At 47.4% G+C, this 703-nt stretch carries 1 pseudogene; it reads right to left on the bottom strand.

Annotated elements, in window-relative coordinates:
- Positions 1–30 precede the first annotated feature (30 nt).
- Positions 31–703: pseudogene (locus ACYQ0N_RS15365) on the bottom strand (class B sortase); the annotation flags it as partial.

Genomic DNA, 703 nt, shown 5'->3' with positions numbered 1-703 from the left:
CAGCATAGTCCGTCTTTTTTTCTTTTCTGCTCATGTCATACCTCTGTAAGCTTTCCCGTCAGCACAGTTCTGGAGGTTCCCTCCGCTACAGGTGGACAGTGAAATAAACTTATCTTTTTCAGATACGCCGATATTTTTCCAAATAAAAGAGTTTTCTTTCAGACCGTCAAGCCAGACGGATATATCTTTTGTCACGTCGTAAAAGCCGCCGTAGCATTCCGGCTGTGAAAGCGAGAAAAAGTCAATACGGTACGCGTTGTCCGAAACAGTCAGCCAGCCGACGGCGCGAGCTTCAAAGTAGCTCTCGTCCGTAAAGCTTATTACATCGGCAAACATAGAGCCGTTACGCATATTGTGACCGTAGAGAATATTTATTCCGTCTGAAAACTCCCGCGCGCATCTGCCGTCAAGAAAAACGGAGCCCGAATACAAATAGCCGCCGTCATACGACCTGTGAAGGTAATAATCGTTATCTCCCGAATACATAACGGGATAGTTTATGCTCGTATCAGGAATATAAAGCCAGCCTATGGAACCGTCAAAATTGCAGCAAACCTCACGAACCTGTTCTGTCAGCTCCCGCTTTTTATCCTCCGGCAAACGCGCGGAATTGTCAGGCTCGCCAGTTATTTCCGCACGATCGGGCATACGCTCGTCAAACACGGCAATGTCGGGCATAAACGGCTTAAGCCTTCTGTAACTC

It is taken from the genome of Ruminococcus sporogenes (genome assembly GCF_054655175.1).
Note: the sequence above shows the minus strand (reverse complement) of the source record. Positions and strands in the feature narration are given on the sequence as shown.